Origin of the sequence: Pseudomonas sp. Snoq117.2 (assembly GCF_900110545.1) — a bacterium.
GTDB classification, from domain to species: Bacteria; Pseudomonadota; Gammaproteobacteria; order Pseudomonadales; family Pseudomonadaceae; genus Chryseomonas; species Chryseomonas benzopyrenica.
Genome location: NZ_FOED01000002.1, coordinates 390,886 through 407,564, shown reverse-complemented (window position 1 = coordinate 407,564; position 16,679 = coordinate 390,886). Strand labels below are relative to the sequence as shown.

General features: G+C 65.4%; 13 protein-coding genes. 6 read left to right on the top strand and 7 right to left on the bottom strand.

Going from position 1 to position 16,679, the window contains the following annotated elements:
• Positions 1-235: 235 nt before the first annotated feature.
• Positions 236-940, top strand: coding sequence for a glutathione S-transferase family protein (locus tag BMZ43_RS07785; protein WP_017641347.1), 705 nt, complete (start codon positions 236-238; stop codon positions 938-940).
• A gap of 107 nt (positions 941-1,047) precedes the next feature.
• On the opposite strand, the gene BMZ43_RS07780 is transcribed toward BMZ43_RS07785, so the two are convergent.
• Positions 1,048-2,193, bottom strand: coding sequence for a mechanosensitive ion channel family protein (locus BMZ43_RS07780; protein ID WP_064308539.1), 1,146 nt, complete (start codon positions 2,191-2,193; stop codon positions 1,048-1,050).
• 477 nt (positions 2,194-2,670) lie between these two features.
• Positions 2,671-4,698 (bottom strand): peptidase U32 family protein, encoded by a 2,028-nt coding sequence (locus BMZ43_RS07775; RefSeq protein ID WP_093252062.1) that lies wholly within the window; start codon positions 4,696-4,698, stop codon positions 2,671-2,673.
• Between the two features lie 360 nt (positions 4,699-5,058).
• Here BMZ43_RS07775 and BMZ43_RS07770 point away from each other — a divergent pair, with 360 nt between their 5' ends.
• Complete coding sequence (locus BMZ43_RS07770; RefSeq protein WP_093252058.1) at positions 5,059-6,432, top strand: MFS transporter; 1,374 nt, start codon at positions 5,059-5,061, stop codon at positions 6,430-6,432.
• A 75-nt stretch (positions 6,433-6,507) separates the two neighbouring features.
• Here the strand turns inward: BMZ43_RS07770 and BMZ43_RS07765 are convergent, their stop codons facing one another.
• Positions 6,508-7,407, bottom strand: a complete 900-nt coding sequence (locus BMZ43_RS07765) for a LysR family transcriptional regulator (protein WP_093252054.1) — start codon at positions 7,405-7,407, stop codon at positions 6,508-6,510.
• 97 nt (positions 7,408-7,504) lie between these two features.
• Here BMZ43_RS07765 and BMZ43_RS07760 point away from each other — a divergent pair, with 97 nt between their 5' ends.
• Positions 7,505-8,125 (top strand): RraA family protein, encoded by a 621-nt coding sequence (locus BMZ43_RS07760; protein WP_093252049.1) that lies wholly within the window; start codon positions 7,505-7,507, stop codon positions 8,123-8,125.
• Positions 8,126-8,140: 15 nt separating this feature from the next.
• Positions 8,141-9,010: an NAD(P)-dependent oxidoreductase gene (locus BMZ43_RS07755; protein WP_093252045.1), complete on the top strand. Its 870-nt coding sequence runs from the start codon at positions 8,141-8,143 to the stop codon at positions 9,008-9,010.
• Between the two features lie 100 nt (positions 9,011-9,110).
• On the opposite strand, the gene BMZ43_RS07750 is transcribed toward BMZ43_RS07755, so the two are convergent.
• On the bottom strand, positions 9,111-9,977 hold the full coding sequence (locus BMZ43_RS07750; RefSeq protein WP_093252042.1) for a LysR family transcriptional regulator: 867 nt from the start codon (positions 9,975-9,977) through the stop codon (positions 9,111-9,113).
• 103 nt (positions 9,978-10,080) lie between these two features.
• Between BMZ43_RS07750 and BMZ43_RS07745 the strand changes: the two genes are divergently transcribed.
• Positions 10,081-11,607, top strand: coding sequence for an NADH-quinone oxidoreductase subunit L (locus tag BMZ43_RS07745; protein WP_093252039.1), 1,527 nt, complete (start codon positions 10,081-10,083; stop codon positions 11,605-11,607).
• Positions 11,604-14,051 carry a YbcC family protein gene (locus BMZ43_RS07740; RefSeq protein WP_093252035.1) on the top strand — a complete coding sequence of 816 codons (2,448 nt, stop codon included), beginning with the start codon at positions 11,604-11,606 and terminating at the stop codon, positions 14,049-14,051. The genes BMZ43_RS07745 and BMZ43_RS07740 overlap by 4 nt, the downstream gene beginning before the upstream one ends.
• Positions 14,052-14,137: 86 nt before the next feature.
• Here BMZ43_RS07740 and BMZ43_RS07735 read toward each other — a convergent pair whose 3' ends face one another.
• The 3 genes from BMZ43_RS07735 to BMZ43_RS07725 form a co-directional block, all read right to left on the bottom strand.
• Positions 14,138-14,554 (bottom strand): NUDIX hydrolase, encoded by a 417-nt coding sequence (locus BMZ43_RS07735; RefSeq protein ID WP_093252032.1) that lies wholly within the window; start codon positions 14,552-14,554, stop codon positions 14,138-14,140.
• Positions 14,555-14,894: 340 nt separating this feature from the next.
• Positions 14,895-15,110, bottom strand: coding sequence for a hypothetical protein (locus BMZ43_RS07730; RefSeq protein WP_064308530.1), 216 nt, complete (start codon positions 15,108-15,110; stop codon positions 14,895-14,897).
• Between the two features lie 110 nt (positions 15,111-15,220).
• The gene (locus BMZ43_RS07725) at positions 15,221-16,678 is read right to left on the bottom strand and encodes an efflux transporter outer membrane subunit (RefSeq protein WP_093252027.1); all 1,458 of its coding nucleotides are present in this window, start codon (positions 16,676-16,678) and stop codon (positions 15,221-15,223) included.
• Position 16,679: the final 1 nt, after the last annotated feature.

The window sequence follows — 16,679 nt, the reverse complement described above, 5'->3', positions numbered from 1 at the left end:
ACAGGCAAAGGGTTGGCTGAACTGTAGCCGATACGGTGGAGGAGAGCCCAGTCTGTGGGCAGGTTCCCGCGGGCGTCGCCTGGCTAGGGACCTTCGCCATAGCGACCCAAAGAAAGCGCAAGCGGTCGGGTACTTATAGCGGTTTGCCGCTGTCCCAGAAGACCTGATCGGCGCCTGTACCTGCCCCGACAGTCGCCCGCGAACCTCCCATTGGTTGACCAAGAGGAATCTCCTGATGACCCTTCCGCTACGCCTGTACGAACTGACCGGTGCCGACGACAGTTGCCGCTTCAGCCCCTATTGCTGGCGCATACGGCTGGCGCTGGCCCACAAGGGTCTACCAGTCGAGACCGTTGCCTGGCGCTTCCACGAGAAGGAGGCCATCGCCTTTTCCGGGCAAGGCAAGGTGCCGGTACTGGTCGACGGCGAACGCTGTGTGACCGACAGCTGGGCCATCGCCGAGTATCTGGATCACCAGTACCCTGATCGGCCCTCGCTGCTGGGCGATGCCTCGCTCAAGGCGCTGACGCGCTTCGTCAATCAATGGGTTGCCGACAGTGTCCATCCGGCGCTAGCGCGCTTGATCCTGCCCGACGTCCATGCGGTGCTGGATGAAGCCGACAAAGACTATTTCAAGCGGACCCGGGAGGCGGCGTTCGGCGTGTCGCTGGATGCCCTGGCCGCCCAGCGCGAGCGCTCGCTGCAAGCATTTCACGAGGTCCTGAAGCCCCTGCGCAGTACCCTGGCCGTGCAGGATTACCTGGCCGGTGCAGCCCCGGCCTACGCCGATCACATCGTCTTCGGCGCCTTCCAATGGGCTCGGGTCGTCAGCGCGCAATCGCTATTGGCCGAGGACGATCCGCTCACCGCCTGGTGCGAACGCATGCTCGACGCCTACAACGGCCTGGCCCGCCAGGCGCCAACGGCAGCCGAGCGGTAATTCACTGCGACGCTAAGCCATTGGTCCGTCCTTGCACGCCATTGGGACGTCTGCGGAGACAAACGCCCAGTGGCCAGCATCGGCAGCTCTCGTTTCCTGGCAGGGTCCTACTGCATCACCGGTTGGCGCTGGGTGACCGACTGAGCATCTTCTTGTCGATCCTGTTCGGTGAGGAAATCCGCAGGCAGGGTTTCGACATAGAGACTGCGGCTGGAAAGGGCGAAACGCACGCCGATCCTGGCGAAGGCTTCCATCATCTCGATATTGATCGCCTGCTGGATGTCCATGTACACGTTGTAGCTGGCATCCAGCACGATATAGACGACTTCGAATTCCAGCGAACTGTCACCGAAGGTCAGCAAGTGGGCGCGGTCGAAGCGCGTCTTGTCCTGCCGTTGAATGATTTCCTTCAGGGCAGCGGTGACCTGTTTGATCTGGCTTGGCTGGCTGGCATAGGTCAGGCCGAACTTGAAGACGATGCGACGCTCCTGCAGCTTCTTGTAATTCTGGATGGTGCTGCCGATCATCTCGGCGTTCGCCATGACGATCTGCTCGCCGCCCAGGCTTCTGATCCGCGTCGTCTTCAGGCCCACATGTTCGACGGTGCCTGCCAGCGAGCCCACGACGATGAAGTCACCCACCTCGAAGGGTTTGTCCACCGCGATGGACAGGGACGCGAACACATCGCCCAGAATGTTCTGCACGGCCAGGGCGATGGCGATGCCGCCCACGCCAAGGCTGGCGACGAAGGCGGTGATGTTCACCCCCAGATTGGACAGCATGGCCAGGCTGACCACGGCCCAGAGCAGCACCTTGGCGCCCCAGAGCGACAAGGTGGCCAGGGCGCTGCCCTGATAGACGTCGGCCTGGCTGTGCTTGACGAAGTAATGATGCACCGCCAAGGCCACCGCCCGGTTGGCCCACAGCCCGACCTGCAAGGCCGCTACCACGAACCAGAGGCTGCTGACCCGCGTCAGCCAGCGCTCGGGCAGATCCAGTATCCCCACGCCGATCAGAATGGCGGCCAGCAGCAGCAAGGTATTGCTCGTGCTGGAGAGCACCTGGATGGCGATCTGGCTGACATGAGCGCCCGGCTTTTCCGCGCGGGTCCGCAGATTTCTCAGGACGAAACCGATGACGGTGCGGGCGAGGGTGAAGCTGAGCAGGATGAGGCACAGCATGGCGAGCCAGTTGGCCAGCGAGATGCCGAGCAGACTGGTCGATAGCAGGGTGTTGAAAAATCCGAGATCCATAAAGCAGGGGGTCTTCTAGCCGGTTCAGAAATCGCCACGACTCGGCCGCGCAGGCGCGGTCGCGACTCGTTTTATCCCAGCGCGCTCTTGGTCAACTGGAACACAGGACACCGTCCGCCAGCTCGGCCATTCAGCCAGGAGCCCACGGATGGCATCAGCCAGGTTTGAGTTCTTTGAGCTGGTGCCGTGCACTTTTTTTCACGGGCGGGCGCGATTCGACTCGTGGTGACAGCACTGCTGGCGACGGCGAGCGCCTCTGGCCCAGTCGTTACCGCAGGCGGTGCCGAGTCGATAAAAAGTCGCTTCACCCACCGTTTGCCAGCCCTGGCTGGAGGCGATGAGCAACGAGGAGATTCGCGCTCGATTGAGCAGAGAATGGCGATTTCGCGGGCGGGCCGACAGCGCGTCGACCGGCCGGGCTCCCGAGGTGATGACCTGGCGGGCGAGACCAGATCGACCCTGGGAGCCCACTCGGGCTCAGTGACTGTAGCCGGTCGGCTTGTGGCGGATGGTCTTGAGCAGGTCTTCCGGGCTGATGCTGGCGAGCGCCTTGGCCGCGGCCTGGCTGCCCGGCAGCGGCAGGTCGAGGATATGGCCCTTCATCTTGCCCACCACGTGCATCTCGCAGGGCTTGCAGTCGAACTTCAGGGTCAGCACCTCATCACCGTGGACCAGCTGCATGGGCGCGACCTTGGTGCGCACGCCGGTGACGCCCTTGGCCTGCTTCGGGCAGAGGTTGAAGGAGAAGCGCAGGCAGTGCTTGGTGATCATCACCGGCACCTCGCCAGGCTCTTCATGGGCCTCGTAGGCCGCGTCGATCAGTTGCACGCCATGGCGGTGGTAGAAGTCGCGGGCCTTCTGGTTGTAGACGTTGTAGAGAAACGACAGGTGCGACTCGGGGTACACCGGCGGCGGGCTGGTCTCGGCCTTACGGCGACCGCGCGGGTGAGCGGCGACGCGTGCGGCGGTCAGCTGTTCGATGGCCTCGCGGCGCAGTGCCTTGAGTTGCGAATTGGGGATGAAGAAGGCCTGGGGCGCATCCAGCGTCACGTCCAGGGCGTGGTACTCGGTGGTGCCCAACTGGGTCAGCAGATCGCGCAGGCCGTCCAGCGCCTGTTCCGGCTTGTTGGCCACGCCGAAGGGACCGTCCAGAGTGACACGGGCGCTGACGCCTTCCTCGCTGGTGGCGGTCAGCTGGAGCCGTTGCTCGCGCAGCTCGACCTGCCAGCGCACGCCGATACGACGCTCGGCGCTGGTCTTGAGCAGGGCCTGCTGCCAGTTGTGGTCCAGGTTGCGCGACAGCGGATGATTCGGCCGTAGGCGGAACAGCCCTTCGGGCATCTCGTTGGGTTCGACGCGATAGCGGTAGCGCTTCGCCCCGTCTTCCTCGCCATCTTCATAGAACGTGCCCTTGAGCTCGGCGACGTTGGCGCGGAAGCCCACCACCTCGCGCTTGATTAGCACATTGAGGCCGTCGCCGTTGGACAGCGGCTCCTCGGTCACGGCGATGAAGTCGCGCTTGCTGACCTTTTCCACCTGACCCACCGGCAGACCGGTAAAGGTCGGCGAGTCGAAGGCGCCGATGTCCACCTTGCGGTCGGTGACGAAGTAGTCGGTGCTGCCGCGGTGAAAGGTCTTGTCCGGATCGGGCACGAAGAAGTGCGCGGTACGGCCGCTGGAGGCACGGGCCAGGTCGGTGCGATCTTCGAGGATCTCGTCGAGCAATTGGCGGTAGTAGGCGGTGATGTTCTTCACGTAGCCCATGTCCTTGTAGCGCCCCTCGATCTTGAAGGAACGCACGCCGGCCTCGACCAGGGCACGCAGGTTGGCGCTCTGGTTGTTGTCCTTCATCGACAGCAGGTGCTTCTCGAAGGCCACCACCCGACCCTGGTCATCCTTCAAGGTGTAGGGCAGGCGGCAGGCCTGGGAGCAGTCGCCCCGGTTGGCGCTGCGGCCGGTCTGGGCGTGGGAGATGTTGCACTGGCCGGAGAAGGCCACGCACAGGGCGCCATGGATGAAGAATTCGATGGCCGCGTCGGTCTCGGCGGCGATGGCCGAGATCTCCTGCAGATTCAGCTCACGCGCCAATACCAGCTGCGAGAAGCCGGCCTGATCGAGAAACCTGGCCCGCGCCAGGGTGCGGATGTCGGTCTGGGTGCTGGCATGCAACTCGATCGGCGGGATGTCCAGTTCCAGCACGCCCAGGTCCTGCACGATCAGCGCATCCACGCCGGCGTCGTACAGCTGATGAATCAGCTTGCGCGCCGGCTCCAGCTCGTCGTCATGCAGGATGGTATTGATGGTGGTGAACACCCGCGCGTGGTAGCGCCGGGCGAATGTCACCAGCTCGGCGATCTCGCTGACCTCGTTACAAGCATTATGCCGCGCCCCAAAGCTCGGCCCACCGATATAGACGGCATCGGCCCCATGCAGGATGGCCTCCCGCGCGATCCCGACATCGCGGGCAGGGCTGAGCAATTCCAGATGGTGCTTGGGCAGGGACATGGCAATTCTTCTCGATCAGGCGTGGCACGGCAAGGCGCGCATTGTAGCGGGCGAGGGGGAGGAGGGCACGCCTGGGGTGCTGGGTGGTTGAGGCATGCGGATCGTCTGGGGGCAGGGGACACACGCCTGATGGCCCAATAGACATCAGTCCGCGTTTCCAGCCTGTACGGCCTTGATCAGAGGGCCGCTGCCGCGACCTGAGCGGCGACCGTAAAGGGCTCAACCATCGATATCTAACTGTATATGAGTTATTGGCATTCCAAAGGGGAATGAATGCCTGTGCCTATTTATCGCTTTTTCAATTAATGGGTCGTCGTAAAACTTCCGTCACCTTTAATAAACATAAAAAACGGAGGACTCATGACCGAATCCCTGGCTTCAAAGCCGGCACCGGCATTGGCGGAACGGGCAGTGCTACAGACGCGGTCCAGGACCCGCTATCGCTGGGTGGTGCTGGCGGTCATCGTGGTCGTGTACATGCTCGCTGCAGCCGATCGGGCCAATATCGGCATCGCCTTGCCCTATATCCAGAAGGAGTTCGGCGCGACGAATGCCGAGGTGGGTCTGCTGGTCAGTGCCTTCTTCCTGTTCTACTCGCTCGGTCAGATACCGGCAGGTTTTCTACTGAGCAAGGTCAGCGTGCGCGTGGTCGCCCCCGCAGCGATTGGCCTGACGTCGCTGGTGACGCTGTTGATCGGCACCTCCCACAGCATCGGCATGCTCAAGGTCTATCGCTCGGCGCTGGGCGTGGCAGAAGCTGCCTTGCCGCTGTCGATGCTGAGCACCATCAACCGCTGGTTTCCGCCGCGGGAAAAGGGCACGGCTACCGGGGCGTTCCTGTCCGCCGCGAAGATGGGTGCGGTGATAGCACCGCCACTGGGGGCGGCGCTGATTCTGCTCGATGGCTGGCGCACCATGTTCATCGCCTTCGCCCTGCCAGGCGTGCTGCTCGCCTTGCTGTGGTGGTGGCTCGTCCCCAATGACCCGCGGGCCTGCAAGCAGGTCAGTGACGCCGAAGCCGAGCACATCGAAGACCAGACGACTGCGCACAGCGAGTCGGTCCGTAAGCACCGGGATTTCGGCAGGCTCGACCGCGCGCTGCGCTATGAGCGCACCCCCGTTCTGGATACGTCCCGCTCCGTGTTCAGATCCTGGAACATATGGGGCTGTGGTCTGGGCTACCTGCTCATGACCGGTGTGGTGAACGTGCTCCTGGCCTGGCTCCCCAAGTACCTGGGTGAGGTGAAGCACTTCGAACTGATGCAGGTCGGCTTCGTGGCGTCCTTGCCCTTCGTTGGCGGGGTGCTTGGCAATATCGTCGGCGGTTGGCTGTCGGATCGAGTTCTGGACCGCCGTCGCAAACCGACCATGATGATCAGCGCGGTAGCGACCTGCGTGATGATGGTCGCGCTGGTTTACGCGCCCAACGGGCTGCTCGCGGTCAGTCTGTTGCTGTTCGGTACCGGCTTTCTGCTCAATATCGGCTACTCGTCGTTCTCGGTCTACTCGATGGGACTGACGACCAGAACGACCTATCCGGTGGCTGCATCCGTGGTCAACAGCGCGGGCCAGGCAGGGGGTGCCATGGCGCCGCTGATCACCGGCTTCCTGCTGGACAGCTACAGCTGGACGGCGGTGTTCATCTTCCTCGGCGTCTGCTCCTTGGCTGCGCTGGCCTTCGTGCTGACCATTTCCGAACCGGCTACCGCGCCGATCGGCGAGTCGGGTGCCTAGCGGGTCGAGTAACCCCGCAAGGTCTTGACCGTTGCCCCGCAAAAGTTACGCGCGGGGCGATGCAGCTGTCCCTGACTAACGCTGCAACTGTTTCGTGAAGTCGCAGAGTTGCGTCGCCAGCGCGGCGATCTCGGTGACGAAGGTCGAGGGCCGATCGTTGCGGTACATCGCCATGTAGGGAACCGGTGGCAGCTCGGGATCGGTCTCGACGATGACGAGCTTGCCTTCGTCCACCAGCGGGCGGAAACATTCGCGCGGCAGATAGGTGACGCCCAGGCCCGCCGAGGCCAGGCCGAGCATGGCGGTAAGGCTGTCGGAGGAGAGGATCCTGGGTAGCTCTATTCCGCGTGCATGCAGCCAGCGGTTCACGAACAAGCCGGATCCTGACTTCTTGCCCTGCATCAGCATGGGATACTTGGCCAGCTCGGCCAGGCTCACCACGCCTGAATTCCCTACCAGTCCCGGCGCGGCCATCCAGGCATTCTCCACGGTCGCCAGAGGCACGCTGGTGACCTCGGGGGCGGTGAAGGTGTCCGGGATCACGATGAGGTCGACCAAGTCGTCCATCAGGCGCTCATGCAGGTTGCGACTCATGTCGACTTCCGGCTCCACGGTCAGCCCGGGAAAGTCCTCGACCAGTCGCGTGACCAGGCGCGGTAGCCACGTCCAGGCGGTGAGTTCGGTAACGCCCAGTCGCAGGCGGCGCGTGGTGACGTGCTTGCCGTCCTTGAGCGAGGTGATGCGCTCGCTCAGATCGAGCATTTCTCGCGCGATGACCAGCAGCTCCTCGCCCTCGGCGGTGAAGCGGGCACCCCGCTGCGAGCGATCGAACAATTGCAGGCCGGTGGAAGACTCCAGCTCCTGCACCCGTTTCGAGATGGCTGATTGGGTGGTGTTGAGATGCTCGGCGGCTTTTTCGAAGGTACCCAGACGTTCGATCCAATGCAGCGCCAGCAACTGGCGTAGCGTGACCATTAGCATTCCTCCAGGGCATGAGTGACCATACCTTAATATCGCTTTTTCTATTTGGCCACCGGCCTATCCTCGACGTTATCCAACAAGAGGAGCCTTCATGAACGTCAATGCTTCCAGTCCGACCTTGCTGGTCGAAGCCTTCGCCCGCACCTCCACCTCGATCATCAGCGACTGTCTCGACCGACTTCCAGGCGCTCGGCTGCGGCCCTTCCATCGGATCGAAGGCACCATGGCGGGCCTTGCCCTCACCGTCAAAGTACCCGCCGGCGACAATCGGGCGATCCACCAGGCGCTGGAGTTCCTCGTCCCTGGCCAGGTGCTGGTGGTCGATGGCGGCGGCGACCTGAGTCGCGCCCTGATGGGCGATATCATGGCGGCTATCGCGGAAAAGCGCGGTGCCGCGGGGGTCGTCGTCGATGGGGCGATCCGCGACCTGGCGACCATCAGCAAGGGCAGCTTTCCCATCTTCGCGCGTGGGGGCTATCACCGGGGTCCCTACAAGAACGGCCCGGGCGAGATCAACGTGCCGGTGAGCATTGGCGACATGATCGTGTCACCAGGAGACCTCGTCGTGGGTGACCATGACGGCATTGTCGCCTTTCCCATCGCCCAGGCGGCGGAGCTGCTCGACCGTTGTCTGGCGACCGAGCGCAAGGAAGCGGAGATGCTCGCGCAGATTGCCGCTGGAACCTACCGGGGCGCCTACGCGGCCCATTGATTACGGAAGAAGCAAATGAAGCTAGCGATTATCGGCGCAGGCGAAGTGGGTCTTACCTATGCACACCCCTGGGTGGCAGCGGGCCACGAGATCCTCCTGTGTGACCTCAAGCCCTCACCCAGAGCCCAGGCCTTCGCGAAAGAACATGACCTGGCACTCGTCACCTCGATAGAAGACGCGGTGACCGCTTGTGACGTCGTCGTCTCCTGCGTTTTCGGCACCGTCTCGCTCCCGGTCGCCGAGCAGGCGCTTGCCCTTATGCAGGCGGGTGCGCTGTTCATCGACATGACCACCGCGGATCCGGAGCAGATCAGGCGAGCCGCGGCCATCGCGGACGAGCGCTCGATCCCCTATGTGGACGTGGCCATCCTGGGGGCCATCGCGTTGACGCACGCGAAAACCAATCTGCTGGGCGCCGGCATTGGCCTGGAGCGCGCGGTCGTCCTCTTTGCGGAAGCCGGCGCACCGCTCAAGCCCGTCGAGGGAGGTGCCGCGGGCGATGCCGCCGCCCTGAAAATCCTGCGCAGCGTGTTCACCAAGGGACTGGAAGCCCTGACCATCGAGTGCTTCATGGCGGCCGAGAAGCAGGGCGTCACGGAAAAGCTCCACGATGCCCTTAGCGATATCGACCAGGCCTCGCTCAGGGACTTTCTCGGCGCCCTGATCAGGACGCATGTGGTCCATGCTCCGCGCCGTCTCAAGGAAGTGGAAGAGGCCGAACGCCAACTGCGGGCTGCCGAGCTACCGGTCGCGGTGCTGCCCGGGGTGAGGGAGGTGTTTGCGCGGACATCCGCTCAGCTCGCACGCGAGCCTATCGACACGGCATCGCCGACCCTGGACCAGGCGTTCGATTGGCTGTTCAAGGCCAATGGCGTGGTGAGGTAGCGGGTACTTGATTAAGCACCGAGCGGCTATTGCCGCTCGGTGCTTTCATTACCTGAGGTCAAGGCGTCTCTGGCCCCGAGGTCGCATCCAGCATCGCCGGCTACCCCAGCAACTCCTCCAAGATACTCAACCTGAACTGCCGCTGCAGGGTCACCGCATAGAACCGCTCGGCGATCTCCGGCACCTCGGCATAGAGCTGCAGTGCACCGCTGCGCAGTTCGTCCTGCACCACCACGGCGGGCAGCAGGGCCATGTCGCCGGAGTCGCGGGCCAGCAGACGCAGCAGGGCCATGTCGTCGACCTCGGCGCAGATGCGCGGCGTCAGTCCCTGGCCGCTGCAATAGACCTCGAACTGGCTGCGCACGTCGCTGCTGCGCCCGGGCACGATCAGGCGGGCCTGTTGCAGGTCGCGGTGGAGATCGAAGGGGCGGCGGTCCTGGCGTGGTGGACCGATCAGGCACACCGGCTGGCGATGGAGCAGGCGGCATTGCCAGGTGCGCTGGCTGTCGGCGCTCACCGCCTGGTTGGTCAGCACCACGTCCAGCTTGTGCAGGGCCAGGCGCTCCAGCAGTTCGTCCACACCGCCGGATTCGAGGGTCAGAACCAGGTCTTCCCGGCCAAGGAAGGGGCGCAGCAGGTTTTCCTGGAAGTTGCGCGACAGGGTCGCGACGGAGCCGATGCGCAGCCTCTGGTTCGCCTCCTGGGCGTTCTGCAGGGTGTTCTGCAATTCGCTGCCCAGCGCGAAGATGGTTTCGGCATAGTCCAGCACCAGCTGTCCGGCTTCGGTTAGCCGCAGGCTGCGGCCGGAGCGGATGAACAGGGGATGGCCGAGCTGGTCTTCCAGCACGCGGATCTGGGTGGAGAGGGCGGACTGGGAGACATGCAGCGCCTCGGCAGCGCGGGTGAGATTGCCTTCCTTGGCGACGGCCCAGAAGTAGTGCAGGTGATGGAAATTGAGTCGGCGCATGCTTCGTTCTTCAAAAGTGAACGTTAGGTTCTGATCAATCTATTTTAAATAATTCGTACACATCCTGAAACTGGTGCCCTCTGGTGTTCAAGGAGTGTGCACGATGTCTAGCCCGCTGTTTCCCCTGGCTCCACTGTTGCCCTGGGTCTATGCCCTGGCGCTGCTGCCGGCGGCCTTTCTCGCTTCACCTGGCCAATTCTGGCGGCCTGCTCGTGTCGCCGGCTATCTGGGCGTCTTGCTGGTTCTTGCCGCCTGGCTACAGGCGGTCTTCGAAACCCAGCACCCCGACCGCCTCGGCCTGGCGATGGCCGGACTCATCAGCCTGCTGGCGCTGGTGATCATCGAGTACTCCCAGCGCTATCTGGAAGGAGAGCCAGGTCAGCGGCGCTATGTGCTCGCCCTGCTGGCCACCCTGGCGGCGGTGGCCACGGTGGTCACCAGCGGCAACCTCTTGCTGCTGGCGGGTGCCTGGATCCTGTCCAGCCTGTGCCTGCACCAGCTGTTGACCTTCTACCGCGAGCGCCCCCAGGCCGTGGTGGCGGCCCACAAGAAATTCATCGCCAGCCGCCTGGCCGATGTCAGCCTGCTGCTGGCGATCCTGCTATTGGTACAGGCGGGCGGGAGCAGCCAGCTCTCACTGATCCTCGCCGCCGTGAAGGTCCAGGTGCAGGCGGGTGGTCCGCTCGGCTGGGAATTGCAGGGCGCGGCGCTGCTGCTGGCGCTGACGGTGATCCTAAAGTCGGCACAATTGCCGGTGCATGGCTGGCTGATCCAGGTGATGGAGGCCCCCACGCCGGTTTCGGCCCTGCTGCATGCCGGGGTGGTCAATCTCGGCGGCTTCGTGCTGCTGCGCTTCGCCCCGCTGTTTTCCGCCGCCGTACCGGCGCAGAGCCTGCTGGTGCTGGTGGGCGGCCTGACCGCGGTCCTCGCGGCCCTGGTGATGATGACCCGCATCAGCATCAAGGTCCGCCTGGCCTGGTCGACCTGCGCGCAGATGGGCCTGATGCTGCTGGAATGCGGGCTGGGGCTGTACGAACTGGCGCTGGTGCACCTGCTGGCCCATTCGCTGTACAAGGCCCATGCCTTCCTGGCCGCCGGCGAGACGGTGGCCCATGCCCGGCAACAGGCGCTGCAACCCCAGGCACCTGCGCTCGACCTAGCCGGCCTGCTGCGCGCGCTGCTGGTGGCCGCCCTGATGCTGATCCTGCTGCAAGGGCTCTGGGCCTGGCTGCTGCCCGGCCATGAGCTGCCTCTGGTGGCCCTGACGCTGCTGGCGATCGGCTTGGCGCCCTGGTGCCTGCGCCGCGGCCAGTGGGCGCACGGACTGCTGATGTTCGGCCTGCTGCTGGGCGCCTATCTGCTGTGGCATCAGGCGGCCGGCTGGATCCTCGACCAGCACCTCGCCGAGGCGCCGCTGCCGCTGGCCCTGCTGGCGATGGGCCTGCTGGTCGGTCTCTACCTGCTGCAGGGCCTGCTGCTGGCTCGGCCGCGCGGCGCTCTGGCGCAACGCCTCTACCCGCTGGCCTTTGCCGGCTTCTACCTGGACGAGCACTTCACCCGCCTGACCTTCCGCCTCTGGCCGGCGCATGCGCCCCAGCCCCTGAGCGCCACCCTTGGAGACCACTCATGACTGCCTTCGAAGCGCTTCCCAGCCTCAAGCACCAAGCTCTGCACGAGGCCGCCCGGCAGGCCTGTGCGCGCATCGCGCCGACCTGGCCGCTGGATCGCATGATCGCCGTCAGTCCCCTGTGGGAGCGGCGCGATCAGGCCTGGCAGACAGTCGCCGCGCAACTCTGGCAACGCGCCGGCAGCCGCCTGACTCTGGACACCGCCGACTATCGCCAGGCCTGGCAGGACGGCCGCATCGCCGAGCGCCATCTGCAGCAGGCGCTGGCCGAGCAGGGGGCGTCCTGCACGCCGGTACGGCTGCTGGAGGTACTAAACGCCCCTACGGAGGTCGGCCAGGGGCTGCCGCTGCTGGAAGACCTGGCGGAGCCAGGCGTGCCGCTTCCGGGCTGGCCGGCGCTGATCACCCAGCAGATCGGCCAGAGCTGCGCGGCCTGGTTCGATCACGAACAGGCCGATTGGCGGCCGGCGGACAGCGCCGGGCTGTACCAGGCCTGGCGCGCCAGTCTGTTGGCCGACCGGGGTCTGAGCGTGCTCAGCGCCTGTCGCGACCTGCACCCGCGCATTGCCGAGTTGCCAATGCAACCCGAGGCGGCCCTGGAGGCGGCGGTCGAGCAGCTGGGTCTACCGGCGGAAGACTGGGCCCTCTGGTTCGACTGCCTGCTGTTGCGCAACCTGGGCTGGGCCTCCTGGTGCGCCTATCGGCGCTGGCAGGCCCGGTTGCAGGGCGAGGACGACCAGACGCTGCTGGAGCTGCTGGCCATCCGCGCGGCCTGGGAGTGGCTGGTGGATGATCGCCGGCGCGATGCCGGGAGCCGCTGGCACAGCTGGCGGGCGGCCTGGCAGGAGCGCTCGCAGCAGGCGCCCTCGGCCAATTGGCGGGCGCTGCAGCTGTGGCAGCGCGCCGACGAACTGGCCTGGCAGGAGCAACTGCAGCGGGCGCTGTGCCAGAGCACTCCCGCCGCCGCGCCCACGGCACCCCTGGCCAAGCTGTTCTTCTGCATCGACGTGCGTTCCGAGCCGCTCAGACGCGCCCTGGAGCAAACGTGCCCGGAGCTGGAGACCGGCGGTTTCGCCGGCTTCTTCGGCCTGCCCATCGCCTATACCCCGCTGGGTACCCAGGCCACGCGCCCGCAATTGCCGGGCCTGCTCGCGCCGCAGCTGCAGGTGAGCGACGGCAGTGGTGATGCCGAGCGGGATCGGCAACTGGCAGAGCTGCGTCAGGAGCGCCTGGCCCGTCAGGGCCGCTGGCGGCTGTTCGAGCGGTTGCCGGCCTCGACCTTCACCCTGGTCGAGAGCGTGGGGCTGGGCTATGCCGGGGCGCTGTTGGGGCGGACCTATGGCCTGACCGGTGGCGCACCGTCGCCAGAACTCAGTGCCTGGCGCCGCCACGAGCGGCAGCAGCTACAACCACGGCTGCCGACCCTGTCGCGGCTCCAGCAGGTCGACCTGGCCGAGCGCATCCTCAAGGCCATGGGGCTCAGTGGGCGACTGCCGGGTCTGCTGGTACTGGTCGGCCATGGCAGCCAGAGCGCCAACAATCCTCAGGCGGCAGGCCTGGACTGCGGCGCCTGCTGTGGTCAGAGCGGCGAGATCAATGCGCGACTGCTGGCCGGCCTGCTCAACGATCCCGAGGTCCGCATCGGGCTACGGGTGCGTGGCCTCGACCTGCCGCCGCACTGCCAGGTACTGGCCGGGCTGCACAACACCACGACGGACGAGGTGCAGGTCTTTGGTCATGCGGCGCTTCCTGCGGCGCTCCAGCCCAGCTGGCAACGCCTCCGAGCAGCCCTGGACGGGGCTAGCGCCGAAGTGCGTCGGCAACGGGCCAGCACCCTGGGCCTGGCGCCGCTGCAGGAGCAGCCGGCCAAGTTGCTCGGACGGCTGCGGCGGCGCGCCCGCGACTGGGCGCAGACCCGGCCGGAATGGGGACTGGCCGGCAACGCCGCCTTCATCGCCGCGCCGCGGGCACGCACCCGCGCGGTGGATCTGCAGGGCCGCGCCTTCCTGCACGACTACGACTGGCGCCAGGACGCAGGGGGCAAGGTACTGGAGCTGATCATGACCGCACCCATGGTGGTGGCCCACTGGATCAACCTGCAGTACTTCACCTCGACCACCGACAACCTGCGCTTTGGCAGCGGCAACAAGCTGCTGCACAACGTGGTGGGCGGTCATATCGGCGTGTTCGAGGGCAATGGCGGCGACCTGCGGATCGGTCTGGCGCGCCAGTCGCTGCACGACGGCCAGCAGTGGATGCATCGTCCGCTACGGTTGCACGTGGTGATTGAGGCGCCGCGCGCCATGATCGATCAGGTGATCGCCAACCATGCCGTGGTGCGCGATCTGGTGCGCAATGGCTGGCTGCACCTGTTGCGCCTGGATGGGCAGCCGGCCTGCCTCGAGCTGCGTACGGCGGGAGGGTGGCGGCCGTTACCGGAAGTCTGACGCCTATCGCTGCCAGAGCGGCCTGATGCCTCAGGCCACTCTGGCAGGGCGGTTGCGGCGCGGTCGGGCCTGACCGAGGTCGATTGCTAGTGGCTTACCAGCTGCCGCTGCAGCAAGGGCCAGATCACCTCGCCGGTCAGGGGCGCCAGCGGCAGAGCGCCGGGCTCGTCTACCGCTACCCATAGCGCCTCTTCGATTTCGGCGGCCGGCAGCGGCTGATCTTGCGCGCCCATGGCTACCTGATACAGCGCGCAATCGACCCTGAAGCCGGGTTCATTGGCGGCCGGCGCCTGGTAGTTGCCAAGAAAGGTCGCGGCGTCCGGCGTGATGACCAGGCCAAGCTCTTCTTCCAGTTCGCGGATCAGGGCCTCCAGGGGTTGCTCCCCCGGATCCACCTTGCCGCCCGGTTGCATGAAGGCGGTGGTGCCCCGCTTGCGCACCAGCAGCACCTGCTGGCGGTCGTTCAGGAGGATGGCGGCGGCGATGTGCAGGGTAGGGGTCAAGGTGAGCGTTCCGGTCAAGGTGGGCGGGTCACCGTGCCGGGAGACGGGCGGAAAGGCAACCGGCGGCGATCCTGGCTCAGCCTGCCCTCGAGGGCCTGTGGTGGCTGTCAGAGGTCGAGGGCATCGAACAGGATCTTGAACGGCTCGCCTGTGGGCAACAGGCTCATGGGCAGGTATCACGTCGGGCTCGTCGAGGTCGACCAGGCCGAGCATGGCGGAGAGGCAGGCTAGCAGCAGAATCATCGAGACGCCGAAAACGCGCATTAGCCAAGGCTCGTGAAATGTCCTGGGAGCGGAGACGTGTTCCCGTGGATCGACGAAGGGAAAGGTCGCGTCGGCCTCACAGATCGGTATGCAGGGAATAGCCATTGAAGCCGGCGGCGAACAACATGGCGCCCCAGAGAAAGAAGTCGGTTTGCAGGAACTCGCGCTTTATCGAAATCAGCTTGATGCCGTTGTTCAAGGCGACGGTGGGGTCTATGAGCCACCCCACGAGTACGGCCACCCCGCCCAGTATCATGGCGATGAAGCCAATGCTTTTTACGACGTGCCTCACTGGCGTCTCCTTTTGTGCGAACGCGCATCCGATAGATGGGCGCCTGGAATTCAAGATATCGAGCTGCAGAAGGGCCCGTGTAAAACCTCATGAAGGCCGGTAAACAAGTGTTAACGCGAGGCCATGGGCGACGGGGTCGCAGCGGGTGAAGCGGCTAGATCCGCTTCGCCGCTCCGCTCCCACGCGCCGCCCAGTGCCCGGAACAGGTCGACGTGGGCGATCATCAGCTGCAGCCGGGTTTCGATCAGCGCGTTATCGGCCTGGTAGAGGCTGCGCTGGCTGTCGAGCAGATTCAGGTAGTTGTCCAGCCCTTGCTGATAGCGCTCGCTCGCCAGTTCGACACTGCGCGCGGTGATGTCATGCAGGCGCTGCTGGGCCGCGAGCTGCCGTCTCAAGGGCGCCTCGGCGACGAGTTGATCGGCCACCTCGCGAAAGGCGACCTGGATGCTCTTCTCGTAGCGAGCGATATCCTGATCGCGCCGCACCTCCGCCAGGTCCAGGTTGGCGCGGTTGCGACCGCCGTCGAACAGCGGTACCTGCAATTGGGGGACGAAGCTCCATACCTGATTGCCGAGGTTGAACAGGCCGTTCAGATCGGAACTCAGGTAGCCGGCGCTGGCCGTCAGGGTGATGCGCGGGAAGAAGGCAGCCCGAGCGGCGCCGATATTGGCGTTGGCCGCCCGCAGGCGGTATTCGGCCGCGCGAATGTCCGGACGGCGTTGCAGCAGGTCAGAGGGCAAGCCCGCCGGGACGGGCAGGTCGAGACCCTGGCGCGCGAGCGGCAAGGGCGCGGGCAGGTCGCCGCGCGGCTCTCCGCCGAGCAGCAGGCGCAGTCTGTTGTCCGCCTGTGCCCGACTCCGTTCCAGGACGGCGAGATCGGCTTCGGTGGTCTCTAGCGCCGTTTGAGCCTGGGCCAGGTCCAGCGCCGAACTCACCCCGGCGGCATGGCGCTGTTCGATCAGGGCGAGGCCTCGCTGGCGACTTTCCAGAGTACTGCGACTCACGAGCAGTCGTTCATCCAGGGCGCGCTGATTCAGATAGGCCGTCGCCACCTCGGCGATCAGTGACAGCTCCACCGCGCTGCGCGTCTCGCGTTGGGCCAGGTACTCGTCCAGAGCGGCATCACGCAGGTTTCTCAGCCTGCCGAACAGGTCCAGTTCATAGGCGTTGGTACCCAACCCGACGCTGTATCGGTTAGCTGTCTGGCTGCCGCTTCGCTCCTGGTCGGTGCGCGAGGCGCTATCCAGGCTCTGAGTCCGTTCCCGCGTCCGGCTGGCGGTGGCGCCCAGTTCGAACATGAGGTCGGCACGACTGATGCGATAGCGAGCGCGCGCTTCCTGGATATCCAGTGCGACCAGCCGCAGATCCCGGTTTCCCTCCAGGGCCTGATCGATCAGGGCGCGCAGGTGCGGGTCGGCGAACAGACCCTGGCGGTCCGGTGACAGGTCCGAGGACGCCGTCGGCACGGGATAGCGCTCCGGGACCGGCGGCTGCGGTCGTTCATGGCGGGGTGCCAGGGAGCAACCCGCGAGCAGGACACTCAGCGCCAGGACGGTCACTCCTGTCATG

What these genes read in the sequence shown, in the direction of transcription:
- BMZ43_RS07785 (WP_017641347.1), top strand. Translation starts at nt 236, where the DNA reads ATGACCCTTCCGCTACGCCTGTACGAACTGACCGGTGCCGACGACAGT.
- BMZ43_RS07750 (WP_093252042.1), bottom strand. Translation starts at nt 9,977, where the DNA reads ATGCGCCGACTCAATTTCCATCACCTGCACTACTTCTGGGCCGTCGCC.
- BMZ43_RS07745 (WP_093252039.1), top strand. Translation starts at nt 10,081, where the DNA reads ATGTCTAGCCCGCTGTTTCCCCTGGCTCCACTGTTGCCCTGGGTCTAT.
- BMZ43_RS07780 (WP_064308539.1), bottom strand. Translation starts at nt 2,193, where the DNA reads ATGGATCTCGGATTTTTCAACACCCTGCTATCGACCAGTCTGCTCGGC.
- BMZ43_RS07725 (WP_093252027.1), bottom strand. Translation starts at nt 16,678, where the DNA reads ATGACAGGAGTGACCGTCCTGGCGCTGAGTGTCCTGCTCGCGGGTTGC.
- BMZ43_RS07760 (WP_093252049.1), top strand. Translation starts at nt 7,505, where the DNA reads ATGAACGTCAATGCTTCCAGTCCGACCTTGCTGGTCGAAGCCTTCGCC.
- BMZ43_RS07770 (WP_093252058.1), top strand. Translation starts at nt 5,059, where the DNA reads ATGACCGAATCCCTGGCTTCAAAGCCGGCACCGGCATTGGCGGAACGG.
- BMZ43_RS07740 (WP_093252035.1), top strand. Translation starts at nt 11,604, where the DNA reads ATGACTGCCTTCGAAGCGCTTCCCAGCCTCAAGCACCAAGCTCTGCAC.
- BMZ43_RS07765 (WP_093252054.1), bottom strand. Translation starts at nt 7,407, where the DNA reads ATGGTCACGCTACGCCAGTTGCTGGCGCTGCATTGGATCGAACGTCTG.
- BMZ43_RS07775 (WP_093252062.1), bottom strand. Translation starts at nt 4,698, where the DNA reads ATGTCCCTGCCCAAGCACCATCTGGAATTGCTCAGCCCTGCCCGCGAT.
- BMZ43_RS07755 (WP_093252045.1), top strand. Translation starts at nt 8,141, where the DNA reads ATGAAGCTAGCGATTATCGGCGCAGGCGAAGTGGGTCTTACCTATGCA.